The organism is Parendozoicomonas verongulae (genome assembly GCF_009711465.1).
In the GTDB taxonomy this organism is placed as follows: domain Bacteria; phylum Pseudomonadota; class Gammaproteobacteria; order Pseudomonadales; family Endozoicomonadaceae; genus Sansalvadorimonas; species Sansalvadorimonas verongulae.
Window position 1 is genome coordinate 676 of sequence record NZ_SMME01000564.1, and the last position, 776, is coordinate 1,451.

At 47.0% G+C, this 776-nt stretch carries 1 protein-coding gene; it reads left to right on the forward strand.

Going from position 1 to position 776, the window contains the following annotated elements; genetic code table 11:
- Positions 1 to 560: 560 nt before the first annotated feature.
- Positions 561 to 776 (forward strand): hypothetical protein (locus E1189_RS24765; protein ID WP_230459969.1); only part of this gene is annotated, 216 nt, incomplete at its 3' end.

Genomic DNA, 776 nt, shown 5'->3' on the forward strand with positions numbered 1-776 from the left:
GCACTTGGAAATACATCATCCTGCTTCAAATCCGATAACTCCGAAAGTAGCGCGTCATTCTGCTCTAAACCCACCAACTCTGGGAATAGAGTCTCTAGAAGGGGAGGTGAAGAAGGAGTGCATAAAATGTCAGGAGCTTCATTGTTACTGAAAATGCGGCAAATGTCAGATGGATTCCTGATCCATGTTGTGGCACCTGCCTCAAGTGACAGATACTGTACAGCCGTTGATTCCGTGAGTGTTAATTGAGTTCTTTGTTGTTTTCCAAGGCAATGCACAACGTGGTGCCCGGCAGACCCTTTGGAGGTACAGGATGTAGTTTCACCGGGGTGGATACATGTATTGTCTACAGGATGTATAGCAATACGGCCTGTCGATATCACATCTAATGGCTGTAACGGAATAGGGTGAAGAGGCCTGCTCTTGTCTTCTGATGCATAGGTGGAGATAAAGCCAGACCGATCACTACGCAGAGACTGGTGACGAAAAAGTTCAGCCTGAAGACCATTTACTTCCCATAAAGAGAACAAAGAAGATAGCAATGTAGCTGGTGGCCTCTTGTGATGTTGGTGTTTACGGCACTTAATCTTACCCTGCCAGTGACACTATGGATTGTGTCGCATGCGCTTGTGTCTGGCGAGATGACCGGATTGGTTGAAAGACTTGTAACACCCGTCCTGGTCACAGACAAAAGGCTTCTCTCCTGTGTGGATACGTTTGTGTTTGGTGAGATTACCGGATGTGGCAAACGTTTTGTTGCACCCGTCCTGATCACA